Below are 21,551 nucleotides of genomic sequence, written 5' to 3' on the forward strand. Positions count from 1 at the left end.
TGATTCACAGCAGCGATCCTGTCGCGAGTAAACCCGCTCCCGCAGGGGATTGGGGTTTGCGCGCCACCACGTTGACCAGGGTTTCATCACGCTGGCCCACCGGTTTTGGCTTTAGCAAGCCAACCCGCTCCAACAGGCCGAAGTCCTTGGAGCGACTCCACCACAGGTAAGGATAGGAGATATTCTGTGGCTCAAATTCAAAGCCCTGGTCACGGATCATCTCCAGGTATTGCGCTGCGCTTTTTTGCACATGCATGGGGTGACGGAACAGCCAGCGGATCACCCAAGTGTCGATATAGGCTTCGGTGGACTCGGCAAACAGCAAGTAACCACCGGGCTTGAGCACCCGGTAGAACTCGGCCAATGCCCGGTCCTGTTGCACCAGGTGATGAAAAGTCTGGTGACAGAACAGGATGTCGATGCTGTCATCGGCCACCTTCAGCTCAGCGCAATCGCTGCCGATCAGCTCAATGTCGATGCCCTGACGCCGGGCTTCTTCGGCGCTCAAGTGCAGGCTCAGGGGATCAGCATCGAGGCCGATCAGGCGCTTCGGAGCGAAGGTTTTGTCCAGGTATTGGAACGATTTGCCCTGGCCGCAACCGGCATCGAGGATCACCGGCGCGGTTGGCAGTTCATCACTGAACAGGCTGCGCAGGTCATTGATGGCCACCCGCAGTACATGGTGCTGCCAGGTGTGGCTGCGCAAGAACCAGAACCCCAGGCGGGTTTCTTCAACGTAGGTATCGCTCAGAGGTTTCATGCGGGCTCCGTGGCGCAGATATCCGACAGCATGCGCAAACGGCGCCTGGACTCGCTGACAAAGGGGTTGCTTTCGTCCCAGGCATAACCGGCCAGGATCGAGCTGATCATGCTGCGAATATGCGGCTGGCTACCGGGGTGGTAGATCACGTCCTGGAAGGTGCCGGCGTACCAGCCTTCAACATAGCAACGGAAGGTGTCGACCCCGCGCTTGAGCGGTTCGGCAAACTCGCTTTGCCAGTCCACCGCCTCGCCTTGCAACTGACGGTGCAGCACGCCCGCCGCCATGCTCGCTGAACGCATGGCGATGGTTACGCCCGAGGAGAACACCGGGTCGAGGAACTCGGCAGCGTTGCCCAATAGTGCAAAACCAGGGCCGTGCAGGGTTTTGACGTTGGCCGAGTAACCGCCCAGGGTACGGGCCGGAGTGTCCCATACGGCATTGGCCAGCACCCGTTGCAGGCTGGGGGTTTCATCGATAAAACTGCGCAGGCAGGTGTCGAGGTTTTCACTGCGGCCTTCGAAATGCCCGGCTGCCGCCACCACGCCCACCGACGTGCGGCCATTGCTGAACGGGATGCTCCAGAACCAGATGTCGCGCTGGGTCGGGTGGGTGGTAATAAGGATTTTGTTGCGATCAAAACCTTCGTAATCGATACGGTCTTCCACGTGGGTAAACACCGCCTGACGCAGCGGAAAGTTCGACGGTGCTTCAAGGTCGAGCAAGCGCGGCAATACGCGGCCGTAGCCGCTGGCGTCGAGAATGAAGTCAGCTTCAACCTGATAGCGGCTGGTGTCTTCGCGCTCAATGTGCAGGAGCGGTTTGGCACGCTCGATATCCGTGCTGATCACGGTTTCGCCATAACGGATTTCGACACCTTGCAGCGCGGCTTGATCGGCCAGCAGTTTGTCGAAGTCCGCGCGTTGCACCTGAAAGGTGGTGGGTTTGCCGTTACTGAATGTGTCACCAAAATCGAAGGCGCTGTATTGCTCGCCCCAGGCGAAGGCAGCACCGTTTTTCAGCTGGAAGCCGGCGGCCTGCACCGCGTCCAGCATGCCCGCTTCTTCGATGAAGTCGATGCAGTGCGAAAGCAGGCTTTCGCCAATCGAAAAGCGCGGGAAGTGCTGGCGCTCGATAACCAGCACATCGTGGCCCTTGCGTTTAAGTAGGGCCGAGGCAATGGCGCCGGACGGTCCTGCACCGATGACTACAACCTGACGACGTTCCATTTCTATTCCTGACACAGGCGCTCCTTGCCGGGTACCACGGCAGACTTCAAGGGGGGGTTGCTCATACCCGCCAGCGCCGGCAGCAGCGTGGCGATGAGGCTCATCAGTATCAACGCGAAGTACAACGCGGGACTGATCAGCTGTTGTTGCAGCAGCAAGTTGAGGAATACGATCTCACTCAACCCGCGAATGTTCAGCAGCAGGCTCTCACGCCATCGGCTGGCGCCTGCAAACGAGGGCGTGGCCCAGCTCAGTCCGAGCCAGTTGCCCAGCAGTTTGCTGGCCATCGGCAGAAGCAACAGGGCCGCCAGTTGCAGCGGGCTTATCTGGCCCAGGGCGCTGTGTACATCAATCTGCACAATGCCGAACGTCAGAATCAGCGGGATCGCCAGCGTGGTCTGCATGCGCTCAAGCCACACGGCCTTTAACGGCATCACCAGCGGTACCTTGAGCCATGCCATGCAGACCAGATAGCCGACGCCAAATATCAACGCATTGAGGCGGTAATGTTCAGCCACCACCAACAGTGCGAAAAAACTCAGGCTGTAGCACAGCGGCTGACGAATGCGCAGGCCGCGCATCAGCAGCGGCAATAAAGCCCCGGCCAGCGGCAGTAATACACTGCTCAGGTTCAGGCTGCCCTGGGCCAGGCCGAACAGGCTCCAACAGGTCAGGTCGATCACAATTGCGCTTTGCACCAGGCGACGGGAGGCAGCAGGCGGGTAGTCGATATGGCGCAGGTACAGGTACAGCACCGGGATGGCAGTGATGGCAAACACCAGCCCCACGGCCAGCGAATTCAGCCAGGGTTGCTCGGGCAACAGCCAGACGGCGCAGGCGAGCCCGCTGACGAAGGGCACGGCAAAGCTGGGCAGGGCGATTTTCAGGCTCTGGCGGTCCAGTCGCAGATCAATCACGTCGCTCAAAATGGTCCCCAGCAACAGGGCGAAGCTCAGGCTGTAAAGGCTTTTGAGCCAGACCGGCGCCACCAGTTGTGCACCGTTGAGCTGCCAGTGCGGCTCGATCCAGAACAGCATCAGCAACGGCAAACCGATGGACGCCAGCAACAACTGGCTGACAATCGGGATCATGCGAAAGCGCCGACCCACGTGAGTGGCCAGCGCAAACAGGACTAACGCCAGCAGCCAGAACAGACCCGTCAACACGGCCTATGCTCCTGCTTGCCCGCCCAGGGGGCGAGGATAAAGCTGAACGCCAGCCCCAGGCTCACCGACAAGCCGAAATTGCTCACCGCCGGTGTACTCGACACCGCCAGCAAGCCAAACGACAGCCATGTGGTCAGGGCGGCCAGCAAGGTGCCCAGCAAGCTGACGGCCGCACCACCGATTTGCTCGCGCATCAGAATCGCGTAGTCGACGCTGATGGCGGTGACCAGCAATAAGCCGAACAGGCTGAACAAGGTCAGCGGCTGGCCCAGCCAGCCAAGGCTGGCGAGGCTGCACAGGGCGGCGAGGAGCGGCAGCGCAACGATGCGCAATGCTCCGCCAAAGCCAAACGGAGCGATCAAGAGCACGACGATCAGCGCGCATGACAACAGCTTCAATTCAGCAGCGCTGATTTGTGTGGCCGCAAACACTTTGTTCAAGTCCCCCAGGCGATCCACCAGTTTCACACCGGGCAAGTCCTGCGTTTGCGCACGCAACAGGCTGGCATCATTTAAACCTTGCAGGCTGACCATCGCGGCGACGCCGTCGGTATTTTTGCCCAGCCATAGTGCTCGCCATGGTTCGGCCAACGGGCCTGCCAGCGCATCGTCGATTGACTGATCGGGCAAGGCTTGCAGCTGCGTCAGCTCGGTTTGCAAGGCGCTTTCGGGTACGCCCAGCGCCAGCAGCGGCTGCCAGTGTTGAGGCAGCGCGCTGAGGGCGGCGCGCAATCGTTGTTGCTCGCCGGGCTGGCTGACCAGTTGGTTGAGGGCCAGAAAGCCTTGCAACTTGCCGCTGCCGATCAACTGTTCCAGGCGCTGGCTCAGGCTGCTCTGGCGCTCCAGTAATTGCTGTTCGTTGTCGGCGCGTACCAGAAAGAACTGGCTGGTTGGCTGATAGCCGGTGATGCGCGCAATGGCCTGGGCTTCGTTCATCAACTGTGGCGGGGCGCCGACCCATTGGCGGATGTCGTTTTTGCTGGTGAGCTGCCACAAGCCGGCGGCACAAAAGGTCAGCAGCAGTGCCAGCAGCGCAGCTGTCGGGACTTTTTTCAGCAGTGCTGCGCGTGCATCAAGCAGACTTTGCGCAATGCTCAGTGGCCATTGCGCAGGACGCAACTCGACGCCTTTGAGCAGCGCCGGCAGCAGGCACACCGCACTCAAGTAAGCGCCGATCAAACCGGCCGCGGAAAAAAGGGCGATTTGTGTCAACGCCGGGAAGGGTGTGAAAGCCAGCGCCAGATAACCGATGCAACTGGTGGCCAGGCTCAGGCTCAGACCGGGCAAGGTCAGGCGCAAGGCGGGCCAGCTGCGCCAGGGTCTCAGGCTCCAGCTTTTGGACAGGTAATGCAGGGGGTAATCCACCCCCACGCCGATCAGGCTGGAGCCCAGCACCAGTGTCATCACGTGCATGCTGCCAAACCACGCGACACAGGCCACGGCGCCAAACAGCATGCCCACCAGCACTGGAACGAAGGCCAGCAGCACGCGCCAGCGCCGGAAGGCCAGCAGCAACAGCAGCAAAATACCCACCGTTGCACCACCGCCGACCCAGGTGATTTCCCGGCTGGCTTGTTGTTGCCCGCTGGCGGCATACAGCAGGCCACTGGCGGCGAGTAATTGCACGTCGTTTTTAGCGACCTGTTCACGGCTCTGTTCGAGCAGTTCGGCGACCCGCAGAGGCAGCTTCATATCGAATGCATTGCCTTGCGTACGGGCGCGCAACAGCACCCAGCTTTTGCCGTCGGCATCGGCAATCAGGGCGCCGCTGCCAATGTCCAGTTGCACTGCACCGTGTTGCGGCTGGCTGTTTTGAATGCGACCGGTCAGGCCCAGCCAGTCATCCTGGCTGGGCACCAGGCTAAAGCCGGTAAAGGGGTCGAACAACGCCTGCACCCGCTGCTGGATAAAGGCCTCGGGGTGTTCGATCAACTGGGTACGGTCGGCGTTCGAGAGCATCGCCAGACGCCCGCGCAGCAGTTGCTCGCGCAGGGCCGGGAGGTCGGCTTGCAGGTCCCACTGGACCTTTTCAAACAGGCCGCTGGCTTGCCATTGCTCGCCCAATTGTTGAGCGCTGGCGATCGCCTGCTGACGGTCTGCACTGGCGACCAGCACCAGCATTTCGCGGTTCAGGGGCTCTTGCATGCGCTGTTCGGCGCTGAGCTCCAGCGCATCCGGTGTGTCGCCTGGCACCAGCTCCATCAGGTTGGCCGACAGCGGCGCACCGTGGCGCCACTGCCAGCCAGCCAGTGCCATCACGGCCAGCAACAGAACCAGAAAGGCCCGTGGCAGCCAGCGCTCACTGCGCAAAGTCGTTTTGCTCCGCGTCGCTCAAGGGTTGATTGCCGACGCTGTTTGGCATTTTTAGCAGCGTGCTGTCACCTTGGGCTTCTTGCAGTTCGATACGTTGCACCAGCTCGCCGCCTTCAATATTGATCCGGGTGAACACTTGCTTGAGCAGCAGTGAACGTGGTGTCAGCGTCAGCGCCCAGCGGCTGGGTTCGCCTTGTAATTGCAGGTCGAAATCACGTTGCAGGCCGCTGCTGTCGCCTTGCAAAACAGCGAGGAACAAACGGTTCTGCTCGGCGCCCGCGCTTTTGCCCGGGAGCATCTGCCATTGCGTGCCGTCGCGTCGGGCGATGCCCTGGGCGTTGATGCGGTAATCCTGTTGCAGCGGGGTTTTCAGTTGCCAGAGCAGGCCGTGGTCCTTGGCCAGGACAAATGTGCCGGTGCTGGTGAGTGGCTTGGGCAGCGCGCGCAGGTGTTTTTCCTGGATGAAATCACCGTGGATCACCTGGGGCTTGGCCAGTTGTTCGCTCAGTTGTTGCAGGTCGAAGGCGTGGGCCAGTGGGGTGAACAGCAAGGCGGCGAACAGCAATGAGAGACGGGTGCGGCCTTTGCCCTCTCCCAGAGGGAGAGAGGGCAGAATGGCTGAGTTCTTGAGTGCGCCGCGGTCAATCCCCTCTCCCTTTGGGAGAGGGCTAGGGTGAGGGGCTTTTGATCCATTCATGACAGCACCCGCTCTACAGCCCGCACAAAACACCCAGGCGAGGCCAATTGCATCTCCCGGCTCTCAATTTCAACCGCCACCTGCACTGTAACTGCCCTAGTCAAACGCTCACCCGTGACCGCATCGCTAATCAGATAATTAATCTTCAGGCGGTTCTCCCATTCCACCAGGCTGGCGCGCACGTTGATCCGCTGGCCGAACGTGGCGCCGCGGACATAACGCAACTGCATGTCGATCACCGGCCACGCATAACCCGCTTCGAGCATCTGCGTGTAGTTGTGACCGATATGGTCAAGCAGCGCACAGCGCGCCACTTCGAGGTATTTGACGTAATGCCCGTGCCACACCACGTGCATGGTATCGATGTCGAAAAACGGCACCAACACTTCGGTATCAACGTGAAAAACCCCTTTACTACGCATGCAGCCTCCAGTGTTGTTGGGCGATGCGGCTCAGGCACAAACGCAGTTCGGCTTCCAGGGCGCGGTCTTCAACCACGGGGGCAAAATCCTTGGCCAGTTCGGCATGCATCTGCGCCAGCGCCGGCGGCAACGGGCGAGCGTCTTCGGCACGGCTGCGCAGCCAAACGCCCTGATGGGCAGCCAGCAAGGTGGCCGCTGCCACCTGCTCGGTCAACTCCAGTACGCGGATCGCATCACGAGCGGCGATGGTGCCCATGCTCACCTTGTCCTGGTTATGGCATTCCGTGGAGCGGGAGAAGACGCTGGCCGGCATGGTGTTTTTCAATGCCTCGGCAGTCCAGGCGCTGGTACCTATCTGCACCGCTTTAAAGCCGTGGTTGAGCATTGCCCGTTCTGCGCTGGCGCCCGACAGGTTGCTCGGCAGGCCGTGGTTGTAGCGCACGTCCACCAACAGGGCGAGCTGGCGGTCGAGCAGGTCGGCGACGTTGGCCACCAAGGTCTTGAGGCTGTCCATCGCAAAGGCGATATGGCCGCCGTAGAAGTGCCCGCCGTGCAGTACGCGCTCCTCTTCGGCGTCAATGATCGGGTTGTCGTTGGCGCTGTTGAGTTCGGTCTCGATAAACCCGCGCAGCCAGCTCAGGCTGTCTGCCAGCACGCCCAGCACATGGGGCGCGCAACGCAGCGAGTAGCGGTCTTGCAGGCGATGCAACGGTGCGGTGGGGGCATCGATGGCGAGGTCCTGACGGATCCAGGCAGCGACCTGCATTTGTCCCGGGTGCGGCTTGGTGGCAAACAGGCGTTCGTCAAAGTGCTCGGGGTTGCCTTGCAGCGCCACCACGTTGAGGGCGGTGATGCGCGTGGCCAGTTTGAGCAGGTAGTCGGCGCGGGCATAGGCCAGGCAGGCGAGGCCGGTCATCACGGCGGTACCGTTCATCAGTGCCAGCGCTTCCTTGGGCCGAAGTATCAGCGGTGTCCAGCCCAGTTCCCGGTGCACATCTGCTGCAAGGCGGCGCTCGCCCTTGAACAGGACTTCGCGTTCGCCCGACAGGGTTGCGGCCACGTAAGACAGTGGCGTCAGGTCGCCACTGGCCCCCACCGAGCCTTCTTCGGGGATCAGTGGCAGGATGTCGTGGGCAATAAAAGCCTGCAATCGTTCCAGCAACTCTATGCGCACCCCCGACACGCCGTGGCACAGCGACTGCAAGCGTGCCGCAAGCACCGCGCGGGTGGCTTGCGCATCGAGCAATTTGCCCAGGCCGCAACCGTGGAAGGTATAGAGGTGGCGGGGCAAGGCTTCGACGTGCTCCAGCGGCACCGCAACCACGCAGGAGTCGCCGTAGCCGGTGGTTACGCCATAGATCACGCCTTCCTTGTCCAGCAGCGAGTCGAGAAAGCGCGCGCCCTTGGCGATGCGCTCGCGGTAGTCGGGGTCGTCCTGCAGCCGCGTTGGCGCCTGACGATTGGCCAGGGCCAGCACGTCTTCAATGCGCAACGGGGTTTGGCCGAAGGTTACTGGCTCATGCGGATGCGTCGTCATCGGTCTTCCAGAAAGGGTAAAAGTTGAACCATTGTTGCGGTGCCTGCAGGCAGTAGTAGCCCAGGCGGTCGGCGTAGAGCGTGGCCCAGTCGTCGATCACCTGCTCGCGGTTATTGCGTCGCCACACCACTTCGCGGGCAAAGGGTTCGAGGATGACTCGATAACGGCCTTTGTGTTTGAGGCAGAACATCAGATTGACCGGGCATTTGAGCAGTCCTGCCAGCAACCACGGGCCTTGGGGGAATGCTGCCGTATAGCCGAGGAAACCGACCTCTATATGGCGCCCGCCATTGAGTGGTACGCGGTCACCGGCGATGGCCAGCCATTCGCCGTTTTCCAGGCGCTGGTTGAGTTGCAGCATCACCGCCGGGTTGAGTTCACTGACCTGAATCAACCGTAAATGGCTGGCCCCGGCTTCGCCCAGCAGGCGGTTGAAGTGTTCGGCATGCCGGGTGTGAACCAGCACATTCATGGTCACCTGCTCGCCCAGTTCGGCGAGCGCACGGCAGACTTCAAGGTTCCCCAAGTGGGCGCCTACCAGCATCTGCCCGCGTTCGCCGCGCAGTTGATTGCGCAGCAGCGCGGGGTCAACGATTTCGATGTCTTCGATCTTGAGACGGCCATTCCATACATCGAGCTTGTCGAGCAGGGCGTCGGCAAACGCCATGAACTGCCCGAATACCCGCCAGCGAGTAGGGCGCAACTCGCTTTGCTCGCTCCAGTCGGCCAGGCGCTGCTGGTATTGCCAGATGCTGCGTCGTGCGCGGCCGCCGAACACAAAGAAGTACAGCACAATGGCGTAAAGCACCGGGCTGAGCACACGTCGGCCCAGCAACCTGACGCCCAGGGCGGTGAGCTTCATCAGCCGGAAACTGCCGCGCTCTTTGTGGGCAGCCCAATGCTGTTGAGGTTCATTCATGCTTTGCAGCGCCTCCAGAGGATGCCCGGCAAGCGTATCAACATGCCGAAAAACAGCTTGGTGTGCATGCTCGAAATCAGCGCATTGTCATGGAACAGGCGAAAGTGCGAGAGACCGTCCTGCGGGTAGTGGACCTGGGTCGGCAGCCAGCACATCGGCTGGTTGCGCCACGCCAGGCGAACCAGGATCTCGGGGTCGAAATCCATGCGCTTGCCCAGCGTTACCGAGTTGATCAGTGCGAGGGTCGGCGCCAGCGGGTAGACCCGAAAACCGCACATCGAGTCGGGAATCTGCAATGAAAGGCTGTTGATCCACACCCACACATGGGTCAGGTAACGCGCATACAGGCGGCCCTTGGGCACGCTGGCATCGTACTGTGGGTAACCGCAAACCAGCGCTGCAGGGTTTTGCTGTGAAACCCGCATGAAAGTAGCGACGTTGCGCAGATCGTGCTGGCCATCTGCATCCACTTGCAGGGCATGGGTAAAGCCCAGTTGCATGGCTTCACGAAGACCGGCCATGACTGCGCCGCCTTTGCCCTGATTGACGGCCAGACGAATGAGGAAGATGTTTTCGCCACGGGCAAGCTCACCAAGAACAGCGGCGCAAGCGGGGCTGCTGGCGTCGTCGACCAGCACACAGGGCAAACCGGCGGCGCGCAGGGCCGCGACCACGCCAGGCACGGCGGTTTCGTGGTTGTACACCGGGATCACGGCGCAGGGGTTATGCACGGGACTATTACTGTTATCCACAGGGGGCCTCCAGCACGATGCGACCACTGGAACAGGGTGCAGTGGCGTTGCGGTAGGCGAAGTGCAATTTTGCGCGTTCGCTGTCAAAGCGCAGGGTTAATTCAATGGCGTCCCCGGGGCGCACCAGTTGCTGGAACTTGAGTACTTCCATCCCGGCAAAACGCGGCGGCAGGTCGAGCAGTTGCTGGCCCAACACCATTGCCCAGTCCACTTGCACCACACCCGGCAACACCGGTGTTTTGGGGAAATGGCCGCTGAAGAACGCCAGGTCCGGCGGGATCGACAGGTTCAGCGTCCACTGACCGGCGTCTTCGCTTTGGCTCAACACTTCCGGCAGCTTGGGCCGGGGTGCGAGTAACAATGCATCGATCCGGGCCTGTGGCAGCTTGCCCTGGCTGTTGAGTGGTAACTGGCGCAGCAAACGCCAGCGGCGCGGCAAGGCCACGGCTTCGCAGTGCTGACTCAAGTGCTGGCGCAGGGTGTGGGTCAGGGCTCGGCGCCCCTGTTCGCGCAGGGCAAACAGGCCACTGGCGCTGAGCACCAGCAGGGCGCCCAGTGAGGCGCGTTGGTCATGCACCACGCCCAGGCGGGCTTCGGCTACCCAGTCATGGGAGACCAGCGCCTGCTCCAGCATTGGCAGGGAAATACGTTTCTCTTCGAGTTTGACGATGCGATCCAGTCGCCCGAGCAACTCAAATCGCCCGTCGGCTTCAATACGGGCGGCATCAGCCGTGTGTTCGACATGGCCCTTGGGCAAGTAGCTAGAGGCGATGATCAAGGCGCCGTCACTGCTCTGGCTCAATTGCACATCGGCAAAGGGCTGCCACAGGTGTTGCCCCTGACGCCAGGCGATACCGCCGGTTTCGGAGCTGCCGAGGATCTCGGTCGGCCACTGGCCCAGCCGTTCGAACAGCGTCCGGGCTGCTTCTTCGGGCAGGGCACCGCCAGAAGAAAATACTCGGCGGACCGAGCTTAACGCCGGCCAGTCGAGGTTGTCGGCCATGCGCTTGAGCAAGGCCGGGCTGGCGATCCAGGCAAAAGCAGCGTGCTCACGGCTGGCGCGTTGCATGTCTTCAGGGAAGGCCAGTTGTTTGCGTACAAAGCTGCGGCCTGCGCACAGAGGCCACAACACACGGAACAACAGCCCGTAGATGTGCTGCGCCGCCACACTGGCAATAATGCATGCATCACCCAGATCAGCACCCCACAGTTGCTCCAGTGCCTGAACCTCGTTGGCCATCTGGCGCAGGCTTTTGTCGATCCGTTTGGGTTCGCCGCTGGAGCCCGAGGTGCACAAACTGAGCTGGCACTGGTCCAGATCCAGTTGCGCTGCAGGCAGAGGATCGGCGTACAGGTCCTGCAACTCTTCGCTTTGAGTTATCCACAGGTCAACCTGGCTGTCCCATCGAAGGCGGGTTTGCGCTTGCAGGTCGGCGGGCAAGAGCACGCTGACTCCGGCCTGCCAAGCACCGAGCAAGGCCTGCGCCAGCTCGGCGGCATCTTCAAGGTGTACGGCAACGCGTCGCACGCCGCGCTGTTGCAGGCCGCCCGCCAGGCGCAGGGCCCGTTCACGCAGGGTGTCGTGGTTCAGTTCGGGGTCAACGCTGACCCGGCGATCTGCGTGCCCCTTGAGCAACAGGTGCTCAAGATTTATCCAATTCATGCCCGGCCTCTTACCTTCTGTCGTATCAGCCATTCAATGAAAAACAGCAGCCCCATCAGCGCGTAGGCGATCAGGCCGTTGTACAACGTCCACCAGCTCAGCGGCGCCCACAGCGTCAGGGAGGCTGCGACTAATCCGTTTAGCATGAAGAACAGGCACCAGACCTTGGTCACCTGCCGCGTGTAATCAATTGCAATATCGGGCAGCACGGGCTCGCGCAACCGCGCCAGCCGCTCGATCATTGGCGGCCCGTACTTCAGGCTCAGGCCGAACAGGCAAAGCATGAACGTGCTGACCAGCACCGGGTACCAGCGCAACAGTGCCGGGCTGTTGAACAGCCCCAGCAGGGCGCAGAACATCAATGCAACCACCGCCATCAACAGACTGCCCGGGCGGCGTTCGCCGGTCAGGGCGCGGGCCAGCCACAGGCTGCCCAGCAGCAGCGCGAATTGCCACGGGGCGAAATGGGCCATGCCGAAGTACACCGCAAAGGGGTACATCAGTCCGGCCAGCAACAGGCCGAGGCCAATCAGGCGGTTCATGCGTCAGCGTGAACCAGGCGGTAAACCGCCTCGACCACGTCATTGACGGTACGCACCGATTTGAATTCTTCAGCGGCGATTCGTTTGCCGGTTTTACGCTTGATATGGTCAATCAGGTCGACAGCGTCAATGCTGTCGATTTCCAGATCCTGATACAGGTTGGCGTCCAGGGTGATGCGTTCGGGTTCCAGTTCGAAAAGTTCGACCAGAGCGTCGCGCAGGGTGTTGAAAATGTCGTCACGGTTTTGCATGGTTCGGTCTCAGGCTGCCTGTTTGGCGGTGACAAAAGCCGCAAGGCTGGCCACGTTGGAAAAATGATTGCGTGTATCTTTGGCGTCGGCGTCTATTTTGATGCCGTAGGTCTTTTGAATCGCCAGGCCCAGCTCCAGTGCGTCGACCGAGTCCAGCCCCAGGCCGTCGCCAAACAGGGTTTGATCGTCGCCAATGTCGCTGACACTGATGTCTTCGAGGCCCAGGGCATCGATGATCAGCTGTTTAATATCGTTTTTCAGATCGCTCATCTGTGGCGAGCTCCTTAATAAAATAGTCATGCACGAAGTCGTTGAGCAGGCGCGAGGCTTTGGGCGGCGGGCCAAGCGCGGAAAATGTATGTGGATCTATATCGGCACCGACCCGAAAGCTGAAGTGCACGCGACGCTCGGGTATGCGATACCAGGGCTCGGCCTTGGTCAGCGTGGTGGGGCTGACCTTGATCACCACCGGCGTAAGGATCTTCGCACCCCGCAGTGCAATCGCGGCGGCCCCGCGATGAAAGGATGGCGCATGGCCTGGCCGGGTACGCGTCCCTTCCGGGAAAATCACCAGGGTCTGGCCTTGCTGCAACGCCCCCGCAGCGTTATCGAGCATGTCTACGCTGCCATCATTGCTGATGTATTGCGCCGCACGCACAGGGCTACGGGTAAACGGGTTTTGCCAAAGGCTCTGTTTGACCACGCAATTGGCGTTTCTCACCAGGCCGATCAAAAAAACCACATCGATTAGCGACGGGTGGTTGGCGATGATCATCTGCCCGGGGCGGCCTAGCCGCTCGGCACCCTGGACGTCATAGGTCAGCACGCCCATGCGCGCCATGGTGCGAATAAACAGCCAGAACAGGCGGCTGACGGTAAAACGGGCACGCTCGCGCTGACGCGTGGCATCGCCCGGCAGGCAACTCAGCACCGGAAAAATCACCAGACGCAGGCACAGGCAACCGATACCGAACAGTGCAAAGCTGATGGCAGTGGCGATCAAGCGCCAGGCATAAGCATCACGGCGGGCGCTCACAGGCTGTGCTGCCAGTTCCACACGCGGTTTTTCCAGGTGTGCTGGAATGATCTCTGCTGCTTATCGAGCAGTTGGCGCAACAGATTCAGGGCATGGGGCCATTGAGCTTGTTCTATGCCTGCGGTACCACTGGCGAGTGAAACCTGCCATTGCTCGCCCGGGGTCAGCAGCAGGCCCACGGCATAAGGGAAGGGCACGTCATTGATACAGCGTGCATAGGCCTCGGGTGGCTGCTCTTCGGTGATGATCAGCAACACGGCGGGCGCGCCTTCATTGAGCAGGGCGCAGGCTTCGATCAGGCCGTGCTCCAGGCCGTCTCCGGCGGCAGCAATAGCGGTCATTTCGCTGGTTTCGCCGCGCATGATCGACCACAGGCCAATCACGGCGTTATGCACCGAGAGGCTGAACTGCGTGGGGGACAAGGGCTGATCCGCCGCGAGGTCGCTGAGTATGTCGAATGTGCGCGGGGTTTCACCGTGACGCGAGGCAAAGACCAGCGGTAATGCTTCATGGCCTTCGGCCAATGGCCAGCCGACGCAGAATGCCATGCGAGCCAGGCGGCTGAGGCGGCGCCGTTGCATGGCGGGTAAAAATGAGACATCGGGTGCTGTGCTGTTGGCAGCAAGTACACAGGGGTGCTGGCTCCAGGCTTGCCAATCGGCCACGGTGTCGAGGCCTGGAGCCCAGGCGCGCCACGCGGCGATATTGAAATTGATCACTGGAGTTCATCCCGCCCTTGCAGGCTTCCTTGATGCGAAAGTGGACACCGATCGACGCCGCACTTGATACAGAGGGGCGATATTATCCCGGTGCAGTTGGTTCGTAGCAAATATTGCTTACAGCCCCAGTGTGGTTTTTCTGGGAATTTAGAAAAATAGGATCAATGGATTTTATTTGAGAGATTTATTCGTTTGTTTTTATGGAGATATTCTCGATTGATGTAGGGCATTTCTTAGCAAGGTAGCTAAGCCGCGCAAAGGGCATCTACACTCGGACACTCATAGGTACACGGAGGTTTTGAAATGCGTCGCGTGGTGTTTAACCAGAAAGGCGGTGTGGGTAAATCCAGCATCGCGTGTAACCTGGCTGCGGTTAGCGCCAGCGAAGGGTATCGCACGTTGTTGGTGGATCTGGATGCCCAGGCCAACTCTACTCAATACCTGACCGGACTGACCGGCGATGATATCCCTATGGGGATTGCCGAGTTCTTTAAACACACCTTGTCTGCGGGCGTGGGCTCGAAGAAAAACCGGGTCGATATTTACGAAACACCCTTTGAAAACTTGCACGTAGTGACGGCTACGGGTGAATTGGCCGATTTGCAGCCCAAGCTTGAGGCCAAGCACAAGATCAACAAGTTGCGTAAGTTGCTGGACGAGCTGGCTGAAGACTATGACCGCATTTATGTCGACACTCCACCCGCGCTGAATTTTTACGCGGTATCGGCGTTGATTGCCTGTGATCGTGTGCTGATTCCGTTCGATTGCGACAGTTTTTCACGTCAGGCGCTCTATGGCCTGCTGGCTGAAATCGCTGAGCTAAAGGAAGACCACAATGAAGACCTGCTGGTCGAGGGCATCGTGGTCAACCAGTTTCAGGCCCGGGCCAGCCTGCCCCAGCAAATGCTTGATGAGCTGATTGCCGAGGGGTTGCCGGTGCTGCCCATGTACCTGAGCAGCTCAGTGCGCATGCGTGAGTCGCATCAGGCCTGCCAGCCTTTGATTCACTTCGACCCGAGGCACAAGCTGACCCAGCAGTTTGTGGAGTTGCACGATTACCTGGATCAGAACGCTTAAGCGCTGATGCCTTGGCTGCGCAGCCAGGCGCCAAGTTGCTGCAATGGCAACGCACCGCTCTGGCGTGCGATTTCGCGGCCATTTTTAAACAGGATCAGGCTGGGTATCGAACGGATGCCCAGTTGCCCCGCCAGGTGCTGGTTGGCCTCGCTGTCGAGCTTGGCAAGCCGACACTTGCCCAGCAGTTGGCGGGCGGCCTGCTCAAATACCGGAGCAAAGGCCTTGCAGGGCCCGCACCACTCGGCCCATACATCTATCAGTAGCGGCAGGTCGCCCTTGATCTGGCTGGCGTAATCGGTTTGCTGCAAATCGAAGGGCCTGGCCAGCAATACTTCATTTTTGCAGCGCCCGCATTTGGGGTGCTCACCCAGGCGATCGCCGGGGATGCGGTTCAGGCCGTTGCAGTGGGGGCAGGGGATCAGCAGCGGTTCGGTCATGGAGAGCTCCTTGGAAGTGGCCATTGGTGCCGCCTGTCGCAGCGACTCCAGATTGATGGCGTGCAGTTCAGCAGATGAACACCTGGGCCGCCACCCCCCATGACGTATCTGCTCACAATGTGCTCAAGCCGGCCACCAGGTCTCTATCTAGGCTGTAAAAACCCCCCGGGCTTTGCACCGCTGGTCTGGCAATAGTTATCGCAAGTTGCGATTGCCAGGGTTCGGGTTTAGCCTTCATAGCAAGATGCGATAAGGACATTGCATGCGAGTGATTGCAGCAAAACGAATTTGGGAAGCCAAAGCACAATGGCCGCAATCGGCGAGCGCACTGGATGAGTGGTATCGCAAGATCAAAGTCCTCAGCCCTGAAGACTTCGCCGCGTTGAGGTCGTTTTTCCCCGCCACCGACAAGGTGGGTTCGTTTCATGTTTTCAATATAGGTGGTAACAAACTGCGGTTGATCGCCGTGGTGCGTTACCGGGTACAGCGCCTCTACATCCGTCATGTGCTGGATCACCGTGACTATGACAAGGGCAAATGGAAGGAATCAGCACCATGAACGCATTGGTCGAACAGGCAGCAGAGCATTGGCAATTCGTGGCGCCGCTGCTGCGCAAACCGAAAAACGAAGCCGATTACGACGGGCTGGTCGCCGCCCTTGATACGTTGATCGACTTGATAGGCGATGATGAGACCAACCCCTTGATGAGCCTGGTGGACATCATCGGTGACTGGGTTGAGGCTTACGACCTAGAGCATCGACCGATGCCCAAGGTCAGCGGCGTCGATGTGCTGCGCTCGGTGATGCAGGAACACGGGCTGACGCAAAGCGATTTGCCAGGTGTCGGCACCCAGTCTGTGGTGTCCGAAATCCTCAGCGGTAAACGCCAGCTCAACGTACGGCAGATTCGCTGGCTGGCCGATTACTTCAAAGTGCCTGTGGATATGTTTATCTGAGGCTGACGGCGTGCGCCACGCTGTGGCTGGTATGTGGGCCGACGACTGGCGACCAGCCTCGGTTCTGTGGGAGCGGGCAAAACCGGCAACAGTATATTTACCGGTTTTGCATCACGACGAGCAGCTGATTTCCAGATGCTTGCCCCACTCCGGCGGGCGTTCGGCGTAGCCTTCCATGCCCGGTTGTTCGGTGAACGGTTGGGTCAATACCGTGTGCAAGCGTTGCACTTCGCTGTAATCCCCGGCCTCAGCCGCATCGATGGCCTTTTGTGCCAGGTAGTTGCGCAGGATATACAGCGGGTTGACCGCGTGCATGCGCTCACGCCGGACGCTTTCATCGCTTGCGCCGTCTCGGGCAACCCGGGCCACGTACTGCGCGGCCCATTCGTCAAAACCCTTGAGATCGACAAATTCGTCTCGCAGCCGTGCTACTGCCTGTTCTGCCGGGAGGTCCCCCAGGCGCCGGAAAAACAGGTTGTAGTCGACGCTGCTGCCTTGCATCTTTTGCAGCAAGGTTTCGACCAGGTGTTGATCGGTGTCTTCGGCACTGGTCAGACCCAACCGACGGCGCATCAGGTCGAGGTAGTGGGCCTGGTACAGCGGCAAGAAAAGCCCCAGGGTTTCGCGCAAGGCTTCAACGCTGATAAACGGCGTCAATGCCTGGGCCAGGGCACTCAGATTCCACTGGCCGATCGGCACCTGGTTGCTGAAGGAGTAACGCCCTTCATGGTCGGAATGGTTGCAGATGAAGTTGGCGCCGAAGTCGTCGAGGAAGGCGAACGGACCGAAGTCAAAGGTGATGCCCAGGATCGACATGTTGTCGGTGTTCATTACACCGTGACAAAACCCGTAGGCCTGCCACTTGGCGATCAGTTCAGCGTTGCGTTCGACGATTTCGCGAAACATGGCCAGATAGGGTTCGGGTTGCTCAAGGCACTCTGGGAAGTGCATCGCCAGCACATGCTCACCCAGTAGCTTTTGCTGCTCGGGGCGCTTGGTGTAGTAGAAATACTCGAAGTGCCCGAAGCGTATATGGCTGGGTGCCAGGCGCAGCACCATGGCGGCGCGCTCCTGGGTTTCGCGCCACACCGGGGTGTCGGAGGCGATCACACACAGGGCTCGGCTGCTGGGGATGCCCAGTGCATGCAGTGCCTCGCTGGCGAGAAACTCGCGGATCGAGGAACGCAGTACTGCGCGGCCATCACCCATGCGCGAATAAGGGGTCATGCCGGCGCCCTTGAGGTGCAGGTCCCAGTGCTCGCCCGCGTCGTTATACACCTCACCCAGCAGTAACCCGCGGCCATCGCCCAGTTGCGGATTGTAAGAACCGAACTGATGACCGGAATAGACCATCGCCCGAGGCTCGGCGTTGGCCCACAGGGTATGGCCGCCAAACAGTTGCGCAAATACAGGGTCTTGGGTGACAGCGGGGTCGAGGTCGAGCAGTGCCAGGGCGGCGTCGCTGGCGACCACGACACGCGGTGCGTCAATGGGCTCAGGCAGCACATGGGTCGAGAAGGCATCACCCAGGCGGGCAAAGCGGTTATCAAAAGTCAGTTCGTCGAGGGCTTTCAATGACCGTCTCCAGTGAACAGTGGCGGATCGTGGCAGCGGGCTTGCCCGCGATGGCATCAACGGGCTTGGTTGGTTAAACCGATTCGTTTGCATCGCAGGCAAGTCAGCTCCCACAGAGGTTGCATCGGACTTGCGTCAGTCGAGCTTGCCCAACTGCGGCTTTTGCGGTGGTGGTGTCGGCTCGGGCGGGACTTCCGGCCCAACGGGCACCAGTTTGTATTCTTGCCCCTGCAGGTTCTTGAGGTACACCTCCATCTGCTGGAAGGAGATGTTGATGTGGTGGTTCTTGAACTCGCGGTTGATAAAGCGGTTGACCTCGTCGATCACCGGGTTGCGGTCGCCCAGGTCGCGTACGTGCATGCGCAGTTCGTGGTCGAGAGTGCTTTGGCCGAAGTTGAGGAAGTACACATGGGGCTCCGGGTCTTTGAGCACCCGCGGGTTCTCTTGCGCAGCCTTGAGCAGCAACTGCTTGACCAGGTCGAGATCGGAGCCGTAATCGACGCCCAACTTCAGGGTCACACGGGTGATGGTGTCCGTAAGCGACCAGTTGATCAGTTGCCCGGTAATAAAGGTCTTGTTCGGGACGATGATGTCTTTGCGGTCGAAGTCGGTGATGGTGGTGGCCCGGATGCGGATCTTGCTCACGGTACCTGACAGATTGCCGATGGTGATGGTGTCGCCGATCCGTACCGGGCGTTCGAACAGAATCATGATCCCGGAAATAAAGTTGGCGAAGATTTCCTGCATGCCGAAGCCCAGGCCTACCGACAGTGCCGCAACCAGCCATTGCAACTTGTCCCAGCTCACGCCCAGTGTCGACAGGGTGGAGACAAAGCCTACGCCGATGATCACGTAGGTCAGCAGGGTCGTAGTTGCGTAAGCACTGCCCTGGCCCAGATCAAGGCGCGACAGCACCAGCACCTCCAGCAGGCCGGGCAAGTTACGCGCCAGCGCGATGCTGATGCCGATGATGACCAGCGCACCTATCACGTCGCCGATGCTGATGGGCACCATGCTCATATTGGCGCCGGTACCGCTGGTATATTCGTAGAGGGTGATGTTGTCCAGGTAGGAAAAAACCGAGATCAAGTCAGCCCACACCCAGTACAGAATGCCGATAAAGCCAGCCAGCAGGGCCAGGCGGATCAGGCGCAGGGACTGTTGGTTGACCTGTTCGATGTCCAGGGTCGGCTCTTCGATAATCGTATCGTTGCCTTCGCCTGCTTCCTTGGCGGCCTGGCGTTTGGCCAGTGCACGCTGGTAGGCCAGGCGCCGTGCCGCTACTGCCAGGCCACGGACAAACGCCGCTTCGACCACCAGCCAGAGCATCAGCAGATAGAGGGTGTTGATCAGGCGGTCGCTGAGCTTGAGTGCGGTGTAGTAGTAGCCAAAACACACCGCTACAAACAGCGCCAGCGGCAGCAGGGCGAAGGCAAAACCGAGCAGCTTGCGCAGGCGATAGGCTTTTGTTGCTGTTTCAAAGTCGTTGAGCAACAGGCGGCAGAGCAGCCAGGCCATGGCCGCATAGCAACTGAGCACCACCAGAATACCCAGGACATCGTCGGCCAGCGCAGCCGGTTGTTGCTCGGCAAAGGCGACGACGGCCACCAGGGCCAGGACCACAAAACCGAGTTTGCGGATCCAGTTTTGCAAGAACGCGACCAACGGTTTTTCCCAGCGAAAATGCAGTTCGGCCACGCCACCCGGCGCCAGAATCCGGTAAGCGGTGTAGAACACCAGCCAGGCCTCGGCCATCTGAATCAACGCCGCGCCCGTATTGGCATTCATGCCCCGGGCATCGGTTTGCAAGGCGTAGCCGCACAAGGCCAGCGCCAATGAAATGGGCATCGCCAGCAAGATATTGATCAATATTGCCAGCGGCGTGTGCCATTGGCTGTCACGCTTGAAGTGACCGATGTCCTGATGGATCTTGTTCAATTTGCTGTAGAGGTAGCGACGTTTCCACAGCAGCGCCACGACCACCAGCAAAAACGGCAAGAACAGCAGGGGACGTTGCACCAGGCCTTCTGCCAGTTCACTGACGCTGGAACCCCAGGGCAGGGTGGTGATTTGCTGCTCAAGCTGGCGCGGTGCGGTTTCCAGCCATTCCAGATCCAGCGGCTTGTTGCTGGGGATCCAGAACATTTGCTCATCCAGCGTGGCGCGCAGGCTTTGGGCGGTGCTGAGCAGTTGTTTCTGGTTCAGTTGCAGGGTGATCGATTCGTTGAGCAGCGAGCTTAGTTCGCGGTTCAGGCGGTCCAGCAGATCGCTGCGGGTGTTGACCAGTTCGAGCAGGGTTTTGCGCAGTTGCGGTGTGACCTGGTCGGCAGGTTGGGTGGACAGCAGGTTGTCGACGTAAGTCGTGGGGTTGCTGATCAACTCGCGCTGCTGGTTGATTTCAAACTGGTACAGACGGATATCGGCGATTTCGTCTGCCAGATTCTTGTCCATTTTTTGCAGGCGCGGCAGGGCTTGCTTCTGCTTATAAAGTATCTTGGACAGCAACAAACTGCCCTTGAGCACGTTGATCTGCTCATCCAGGGCCTGGTCGCTCTGGGTAACGTTGTCCAGTTGTTGCTTTGTTTGCAGATTCTGCTGGGTCACCTCGTTGAGGCGATCGGTGCTGCGCAACAGGTAGTCGGAGAGCTTGAGGTTGATCGCGCTTTCGGTCGCCAGCAGGCTGCTGCTGCCGGACTTTTTAGCCTCGATGGATTGCTCGGTCACGGTCTGCTGCGACTGGGCCAGGCGCTTTTGATTGATCAGGGTTTGCAGGTCCTGGATTTCCTGGTCCTGGCGCGTGGTTTTTTCCAGCAGTAGGTCGTGCTGGCTGCCGCTCAGATCTTGCAACAGGCTGTTGCCAGCCAGTTCCTGGCGGCGCAGGGCAATCAGTGCGTTGAGCGAGGCGGCTTCGGCGTTGAGCTGGTTGCGCTGATCGGGGGTAAGCAACTTGCCATTGTCGCGTCCTGTTTTCAGGGTGGTGTTGATCTGCTGGATACGGGTCTGGCTGTTGCTGATCTCGGCCTGAGCCCGCTCGGGTCGGGTCTGCGCGGCAATGCTTTGGCTGTTGGCGATAGCCAGGGCTTTTTGCAGCTCGCCCTGTTGCGTGGTGCGTTCCGCCAGCAGTTGTTCCAGCTGCTGCACGGACAGCTCGCTGTAGCGCTGGGCTACGGGTATGGGTTTGCTGGCCTTGATTTTGGCCAGTTCGCGCTGGTTTTCGGCAGTCTGGCGAGGGGCATCGTTGATCTGTTGTTTGACGTCGTTCAGGCGCTGTTCGTAATCGGCTTTGCTGTCGAGCAGGGTCAGGGTCTGCTGGAGCACCGCCTGCAGGGCTTTTTGGTCGGCGTCCGGCAGTTTGCGCTCGGCAATTTTGTCCAGGCTTTGCTGCACCGCTTCGGCGGTAGGCGGGTCGGCAGCCTGAAGCGTGCCGACACAAAGGCTCAGGCCGAGCAGGACGGTGGCGATGAACGTGCGCAGAGTTGGCATAGATACCGGTCAGACAA

At 60.1% G+C, this 21,551-nt stretch carries 21 protein-coding genes; 3 read left to right on the forward strand and 18 right to left on the reverse strand.

Annotation, left to right across the window (positions count from 1 at the left end):
- Positions 1-4: 4 nt before the first annotated feature.
- Genes GHN92_RS07625 through GHN92_RS07695 form a run of 15 tightly spaced genes read right to left on the reverse strand, consistent with a single transcriptional unit; the run spans position 5 to position 14,005 of the window.
- Positions 5-760 (reverse strand): class I SAM-dependent methyltransferase, encoded by a 756-nt coding sequence (locus GHN92_RS07625; RefSeq protein WP_153379814.1) that lies wholly within the window; start codon positions 758-760, stop codon positions 5-7.
- On the reverse strand, positions 757-1,989 hold the full coding sequence (locus GHN92_RS07630; protein WP_153379816.1) for an NAD(P)/FAD-dependent oxidoreductase: 1,233 nt from the start codon (positions 1,987-1,989) through the stop codon (positions 757-759). Before GHN92_RS07630 ends, GHN92_RS07625 begins: the two co-directional genes overlap by 4 nt.
- A gap of 2 nt (positions 1,990-1,991) precedes the next feature.
- A complete protein-coding gene (locus GHN92_RS07635) occupies positions 1,992-3,155 on the reverse strand; it encodes a sodium:proton antiporter (protein WP_095020169.1) in 1,164 nt (387 codons plus the stop codon).
- Positions 3,149-5,410 carry an MMPL family transporter gene (locus GHN92_RS07640; RefSeq protein ID WP_372239734.1) on the reverse strand — a complete coding sequence of 754 codons (2,262 nt, stop codon included), beginning with the start codon at positions 5,408-5,410 and terminating at the stop codon, positions 3,149-3,151. The genes GHN92_RS07635 and GHN92_RS07640 overlap by 7 nt, the downstream gene beginning before the upstream one ends.
- Before the next feature lie 43 nt (positions 5,411-5,453).
- A complete protein-coding gene (locus tag GHN92_RS07645) occupies positions 5,454-6,164 on the reverse strand; it encodes an outer membrane lipoprotein carrier protein LolA (RefSeq protein ID WP_256666444.1) in 711 nt (236 codons plus the stop codon).
- Positions 6,161-6,586, reverse strand: coding sequence for a thioesterase family protein (locus tag GHN92_RS07650; RefSeq protein WP_095000878.1), 426 nt, complete (start codon positions 6,584-6,586; stop codon positions 6,161-6,163). Before GHN92_RS07650 ends, GHN92_RS07645 begins: the two co-directional genes overlap by 4 nt.
- Positions 6,579-8,123: a histidine ammonia-lyase gene (gene hutH, locus GHN92_RS07655; RefSeq protein ID WP_095000879.1), complete on the reverse strand. Its 1,545-nt coding sequence runs from the start codon at positions 8,121-8,123 to the stop codon at positions 6,579-6,581. Before hutH ends, GHN92_RS07650 begins: the two co-directional genes overlap by 8 nt.
- On the reverse strand, positions 8,104-9,042 hold the full coding sequence (locus GHN92_RS07660; RefSeq protein ID WP_095000880.1) for a glycosyl transferase: 939 nt from the start codon (positions 9,040-9,042) through the stop codon (positions 8,104-8,106). The genes hutH and GHN92_RS07660 overlap by 20 nt, the downstream gene beginning before the upstream one ends.
- Positions 9,039-9,773 carry a glycosyltransferase family 2 protein gene (locus GHN92_RS07665; RefSeq protein WP_095000881.1) on the reverse strand — a complete coding sequence of 245 codons (735 nt, stop codon included), beginning with the start codon at positions 9,771-9,773 and terminating at the stop codon, positions 9,039-9,041. The genes GHN92_RS07660 and GHN92_RS07665 overlap by 4 nt, the downstream gene beginning before the upstream one ends.
- Before the next feature lie 13 nt (positions 9,774-9,786).
- The gene (locus tag GHN92_RS07670; RefSeq protein WP_095000882.1) at positions 9,787-11,457 is read right to left on the reverse strand and encodes an AMP-binding protein; all 1,671 of its coding nucleotides are present in this window, start codon (positions 11,455-11,457) and stop codon (positions 9,787-9,789) included.
- Positions 11,454-11,999, reverse strand: a complete 546-nt coding sequence (locus GHN92_RS07675; RefSeq protein WP_095000883.1) for a hypothetical protein — start codon at positions 11,997-11,999, stop codon at positions 11,454-11,456. Before GHN92_RS07675 ends, GHN92_RS07670 begins: the two co-directional genes overlap by 4 nt.
- Positions 11,996-12,250, reverse strand: a complete 255-nt coding sequence (locus GHN92_RS07680; protein ID WP_095000884.1) for an acyl carrier protein — start codon at positions 12,248-12,250, stop codon at positions 11,996-11,998. The genes GHN92_RS07675 and GHN92_RS07680 overlap by 4 nt, the downstream gene beginning before the upstream one ends.
- Positions 12,251-12,259: 9 nt before the next feature.
- Positions 12,260-12,520, reverse strand: coding sequence for a phosphopantetheine-binding protein (locus tag GHN92_RS07685; RefSeq protein WP_095000885.1), 261 nt, complete (start codon positions 12,518-12,520; stop codon positions 12,260-12,262).
- Positions 12,495-13,307 (reverse strand): 1-acyl-sn-glycerol-3-phosphate acyltransferase, encoded by an 813-nt coding sequence (locus GHN92_RS07690; RefSeq protein ID WP_095000886.1) that lies wholly within the window; start codon positions 13,305-13,307, stop codon positions 12,495-12,497. The genes GHN92_RS07685 and GHN92_RS07690 overlap by 26 nt, the downstream gene beginning before the upstream one ends.
- A complete protein-coding gene (locus GHN92_RS07695) occupies positions 13,283-14,005 on the reverse strand; it encodes a beta-ketoacyl synthase chain length factor (RefSeq protein ID WP_133144758.1) in 723 nt (240 codons plus the stop codon). The genes GHN92_RS07690 and GHN92_RS07695 overlap by 25 nt, the downstream gene beginning before the upstream one ends.
- Before the next feature lie 303 nt (positions 14,006-14,308).
- Between GHN92_RS07695 and GHN92_RS07700 the strand changes: the two genes are divergently transcribed.
- Entirely contained in the window at positions 14,309-15,082 is a 774-nt protein-coding gene (locus tag GHN92_RS07700) for a ParA family protein (protein ID WP_095000888.1), read from the forward strand.
- On the opposite strand, the gene trxC is transcribed toward GHN92_RS07700, so the two are convergent.
- Entirely contained in the window at positions 15,079-15,519 is a 441-nt protein-coding gene (gene trxC, locus GHN92_RS07705; RefSeq protein ID WP_095000889.1) for a thioredoxin TrxC, read from the reverse strand. The two genes, GHN92_RS07700 and trxC, sit on opposite strands and share 4 nt — an antisense overlap.
- A gap of 262 nt (positions 15,520-15,781) precedes the next feature.
- Here trxC and GHN92_RS07710 point away from each other — a divergent pair, with 262 nt between their 5' ends.
- Together GHN92_RS07710 and GHN92_RS07715 are read left to right on the forward strand one after the other, a co-directional pair.
- The gene (locus GHN92_RS07710) at positions 15,782-16,078 is read left to right on the forward strand and encodes a type II toxin-antitoxin system HigB family toxin (RefSeq protein WP_153379821.1); all 297 of its coding nucleotides are present in this window, start codon (positions 15,782-15,784) and stop codon (positions 16,076-16,078) included.
- Positions 16,075-16,476, forward strand: coding sequence for a type II toxin-antitoxin system HigA family antitoxin (locus GHN92_RS07715; RefSeq protein WP_095017710.1), 402 nt, complete (start codon positions 16,075-16,077; stop codon positions 16,474-16,476). The genes GHN92_RS07710 and GHN92_RS07715 overlap by 4 nt, the downstream gene beginning before the upstream one ends.
- A gap of 111 nt (positions 16,477-16,587) precedes the next feature.
- On the opposite strand, the gene selO is transcribed toward GHN92_RS07715, so the two are convergent.
- Both selO and mscK read right to left on the reverse strand, forming a co-directional pair.
- Positions 16,588-18,051: a protein adenylyltransferase SelO gene (selO, locus tag GHN92_RS07720; protein WP_153379823.1), complete on the reverse strand. Its 1,464-nt coding sequence runs from the start codon at positions 18,049-18,051 to the stop codon at positions 16,588-16,590.
- A gap of 135 nt (positions 18,052-18,186) precedes the next feature.
- Positions 18,187-21,534, reverse strand: a complete 3,348-nt coding sequence (gene mscK, locus GHN92_RS07725; protein WP_095017708.1) for a mechanosensitive channel MscK — start codon at positions 21,532-21,534, stop codon at positions 18,187-18,189.
- Between the last annotated feature and the right edge of the window lie 17 nt (positions 21,535-21,551).

Origin of the sequence: Pseudomonas sp. FSL R10-2964 (genome assembly GCF_009600035.1) — a bacterium.
In the GTDB taxonomy this organism is placed as follows: domain Bacteria; phylum Pseudomonadota; class Gammaproteobacteria; order Pseudomonadales; family Pseudomonadaceae; genus Aquipseudomonas; species Aquipseudomonas bubulae.